The organism is Pseudomonas syringae pv. cilantro (assembly GCF_001293775.1).
Lineage (GTDB): Bacteria > Pseudomonadota > Gammaproteobacteria > Pseudomonadales > Pseudomonadaceae > Aquipseudomonas > Aquipseudomonas syringae_P.
The window spans coordinates 5,318-9,496 of record NZ_LGLN01000073.1; the positions used below are offsets into that span (position 1 = coordinate 5,318).

General features: G+C 53.7%; 4 protein-coding genes and 1 pseudogene. 4 read left to right on the plus strand and 1 reads right to left on the minus strand.

Annotated elements, in window-relative coordinates; translation table 11 throughout:
* Nucleotides 1-458: 458 nt before the first annotated feature.
* Nucleotides 459-743: pseudogene (locus ABJ99_RS29630) on the minus strand (hypothetical protein); the annotation flags it as partial.
* A gap of 143 nt (nt 744-886) precedes the next feature.
* On the opposite strand from ABJ99_RS29630, the gene ABJ99_RS19745 reads away from it, so the two are divergent.
* The 4 genes from ABJ99_RS19745 to ABJ99_RS19760 all read left to right on the plus strand — a co-directional run bounded on the left by ABJ99_RS19745 (nt 887) and on the right by ABJ99_RS19760 (nt 3,865).
* Nucleotides 887-1,084, plus strand: a complete 198-nt coding sequence (locus tag ABJ99_RS19745; RefSeq protein ID WP_003349478.1) for a hypothetical protein — start codon at nt 887-889, stop codon at nt 1,082-1,084.
* 95 nt (nt 1,085-1,179) lie between these two features.
* Nucleotides 1,180-1,368, plus strand: coding sequence for a hypothetical protein (locus ABJ99_RS19750; protein ID WP_007247377.1), 189 nt, complete (start codon nt 1,180-1,182; stop codon nt 1,366-1,368).
* A complete protein-coding gene (locus tag ABJ99_RS19755) occupies nt 1,365-2,951 on the plus strand; it encodes an Eco57I restriction-modification methylase domain-containing protein (RefSeq protein WP_003349483.1) in 1,587 nt (528 codons plus the stop codon). The genes ABJ99_RS19750 and ABJ99_RS19755 overlap by 4 nt, the downstream gene beginning before the upstream one ends.
* Complete coding sequence (locus ABJ99_RS19760) at nt 2,948-3,865, plus strand: XamI family restriction endonuclease (RefSeq protein ID WP_044423179.1); 918 nt, start codon at nt 2,948-2,950, stop codon at nt 3,863-3,865. Before ABJ99_RS19755 ends, ABJ99_RS19760 begins: the two co-directional genes overlap by 4 nt.
* Nucleotides 3,866-4,179: the final 314 nt, after the last annotated feature.

Genomic DNA, 4,179 nt, shown 5'->3' on the forward strand with positions numbered 1-4,179 from the left:
TCGACCACAGTTGCGCAATTGATCCGGATAAACGGTACGAGACAGCGCTTCATTGGGGGCGCTTCAGAAAACGGAATTTAAAGTACGTGAAGTATCAAGCTGCTCATCAATTCACGATACCGGCGTTTTTCGTCTACCGAGGCTGACGATGCAGAAACCTGGCAAAGCGCCAACACTCCATTTTGCCCAGATGAGCAAACAGCTCTTAAACCGTGATCTCTCGAGTTGCGTGCTGTGTGGTGTCCAAATGCTTCACCTACGGACCCTGTCGGGTTTGGCGGTGCATCAGTTGCTGATCAATGCCGTGACATTGGTCTGTTGAAGTACGTGCGTCCCTGATGAATGCAAGCCCGTTTGCCATTAATCTGAGCCGGAAGGCTCCGTCATTCGCAGAAGAGTGCGCGGTCGCCTTCTCACTCAGAAGAAGATAAAACATAGCCACCCGAAGGTGGCCGTGGTCAAGCGTTGATGAGTTGTCTGGCGAGTGCCATTTCTACTGAGTCCCCGTCTTGATTCAGCGAATCCAGTCCGGACTCTGGAACATCACCTGATGTGCTCTGTGATACGGCGATCTTCTTGGCCATCAGTTGCAGGCATGCGATCTGAGAACTGCCGATGTAGCCGAAAAAAGATCACCCTGACGTCCTGCTTCTGTCCGATCCTCCATGACCGCATCGCNCGTCCTGCTTCTGTCCGATCCTTCACGACCGCATCGCCGCCTGTTGCACCGTGTAGACGTTGTAACAAGATACAGCGAGCCCGCGAAGCGATGACCTCTCAGGCATGAGAGAATTTAATTTTGAGACAGCACACTAGCGCCTACTCGGATCGAGCATTGTGCGTTGCACGACGTTCTACTGCGCCCTAGAAAAGGCAGGATGTAAAAATGAAAGACACATCTCATGATTACTCGATGTCCGAGCAGTTTCGTGTCGATCCGCACTATGCGACCGAGTTGCTGGCCGACGTACGTCTTAGAGGCTGTTCGGGAGAGCTAGAAATCCTATTGCGCCAAATGGTTATGGCGTTTGGTGAAGATGGCGATTGGCGGGAAAATTTGACCCCAGCGAAGCAAGATGTTTGAGCGGTTGAGGGATTTTTCAGCTCGCTTGATAGCCCCATACACAGTCGAGCCTTATGGATACATAATGTGTATCCATCGTGTTATTGTCCGCACCTATGACGATCAAAGATTCCGGAATGCGTATCAGGGTCGAGAAAGAGCTGCGCGATGCGTTCGTGCAGTCCTGCCGTGCCCAAGATAGGCACGCTGCAGACGTGTTGCGTGACTTCATGCGCGCCTTTACAGAAAAGCAATTGCATGGCCAGGGAGATCTGTTCTTTGGCTCCAAGGAAAAGCAGATATGAACGTGCAGACGGAACAAGACTTAGTGGCCTTGTGTGTTGCACTGATTGGGGGACATGGCGTCCTGTCTGCTGCTGAACGCAAGCTTTCGAAAGCTGCACCGGTGGTGGCGCAAAAATCACGAGATATTGATGCAGTTCGCAAGGCAATATTGCGTGGCAAAGATCCACTTGGCGAAGCCTTTTCGTCCATCCGCTCAGCGACAGAACGTCGTGCATCTGGTGCCGTCTACACGCCCGCGCCGATTGTGCGTTCCATGATGACCTGGCTGACTAGCCAAGGAGTCCCTGCTCGTATCGTCGATCCAGGGGCGGGCTCGGGCCGCTTTATTTTGGCTGCGGGCGAGGCCTTTCCCCACGCAAAGCTTGTTGCGGTGGAAATGGATCCCTTAGCTGCTCTGATGCTGCGTGCAAACCTCAGCGCTCGCGGGTGGAGCGATAGGGCGGTAGTGATGGTTAAGGACTATCGGGATATCAAGCTGCCACGCTGCACTGGTATAACAGCTTTCATTGGTAATCCACCCTACGTGCGGCACCATGACATCGCTGAAAACTGGAAGGCGTGGTACGCTTCGAGCTTTGCCTCCTTTGGCATCAAGGCGAGTGCGCTGGCAGGTCTGCATCTGCATTTCTTCCTGCAAACGCGGCTGCTTGCTAAGGCTGGGGATGTGGGGGCGTTCATTACCTCCGCCGAGTGGATGGATGTGAACTATGGTTCGGCTCTCCGTAAGCTCTTGCTTGATGAGCTTGGAGGCATCGCTTTGCATGTGCTTGAGCCGACCGTTGAAGCGTTCCCCGGTACGGCGACTACCGCGGCCATCACATGCTTCCGAGTCGGTGAAACGGCTGAGCCCGTGCGCGTGTGTGCCGTCGATCAGTTGAAGCTCCTCAACGGCTTGACCACGGGGATAGATATCCCGCGTGAAAGGCTACATACGACTCCCCGTTGGTCCATTATCGTCCGTCCGTCGCTACCAGCTTCGGCCGGCGATATAGAACTTGGCGAGTTGTTTAGAGTGCATCGTGGCCAAGTTACTGGCGCGAACGATATTTGGATCGCAGGCGAACATGCTACGCGCCTGCCCGAACGCGTTATGCTGCCAACCGTCACTAAGGCGAAAGACTTGATTCAGGCTGGCTCGCATTTAAATTCAGCCGAGATCCTTCGCCGCGTGATCGACTTGCCGACGGAGTTGGACGACTTCACCACTGAAGAGCGCCGACACGTTAATGCCTTCCTTCGTTGGGCAAAACTTAGCGGCGCTGATCAGAGCTACGTTGCCCAGCACCGCAAGGCTTGGTGGTCAGTTGGGCTCAAAGCCCCAGCTCCGATTCTGTGCACCTATATGGCCCGCCGGCCGCCTCAGTTCACGCACAATGTATGCGATGCGCGACATATCAACATTGCCCACGGCCTTTATCCTAGGCAAGCTCTCGCCGATGGAGTCATGGAAAATCTCGTGACGTGGCTTAATAAAAACATCAACACAGGGAGCGGCAGAACCTATGCCGGTGGCTTGACCAAATTTGAGCCGAAGGAAATTGAGCGTCTGCGCATCCCTAGTTTGGAATTACTTCTCGCATGACAAGCGCACCGCCCAAATGGACTACCGCCGAGCTGGCTGAAGATGCCTCAAATTCCGCTTCACTGTTCCGAGCAGAACGTTTAGCGGTTACCGACTCGTGGGAAACGCATTACAAGAAGGCTCGCGCCAAATTTGAGCAACTTTTCAACAAGCTTAGCGATCTCAATCCCATCGGAATAACAGATGACAACCTTGCCGAAGCCTACGGCCTTGGTCTCGGTGAAGCACTCCGCTACCTAGCGGGTCCACCTATCTCGGATGACGATCTTCAAGTTATCGCCGACGTTAATTCTATTGCTCCGGGGGTTTTAAAAAAGGACGCGGCGGCGCTGCGCAAGGTATTTGGTGTCATAGAGCGGGTAATTGATCCGCACCGGTTTCCCTGGATGGAGGCTGGTGTTGCCCCTACCGATCAGCAGCGCGAGGCAGCCTTGCTTGCATCGTCCGTGCTATTGGCTGCGCAGCGCATTGCGACCGAGCGCCGTAACGAGGGCAAAGATACCCAAGAGACCAAGGTGAAGGACTATCTCCGCAGCTTGGGCTTTGAGGAGGCTCCTACCGTGGCAATCAACACTATCGTGAAGGGGCCGCAAGCCATGCAATTCTGCGCTGAGTGTCAACTCGGTGAGCGGAAGGCCGATGTCGTTGTTCGCCTGCACGATACTAGGCTTATGGCAATCGAGTGCAAGGTGTCTAATAGTGCGACAAACAGCGTCAAGCGACTTAACAACGACGCAGCCGTAAAGGCCGAGTATTGGCTCAAGCAATTTGGGACGGCACAGGTTGTGCCAGCCGCTGGACTTGCCGGTGTGTTCAAGGTGCTGAACCTCGAACAGGCTCAGTCGCGAGGTCTCTCTTTGTTCTGGTCACACGATCTAGATAAGCTCGGTGCGTTTATCGATTCTACAAAGTGAGTCAGACAATGTAGCTGGGAACAGTTCCACAGCCTGGCCCCTTCGGCGGTCGCTGTTGTCCTTAGAAATAAACATCAGGTCCATGGTTGGTATTTTTCATGGTATCTGATCTGGATTTTAAGCCAATGTTATGATTTAAAAGGGTTTTATCCTTCGGTTGATAAGGAGTGGGAATGATGGTTGGTTTGTGTTGACTGGCCAGACGCCAAGCTGAGTGCTTCATAGACTGTCAACGCTGGCCGAAAAGTGACCCACCTATGTTTTCGCCGACTAAAAATTGACCCCCTTGGCGTGTGTTATCGAGCCGGTACGGC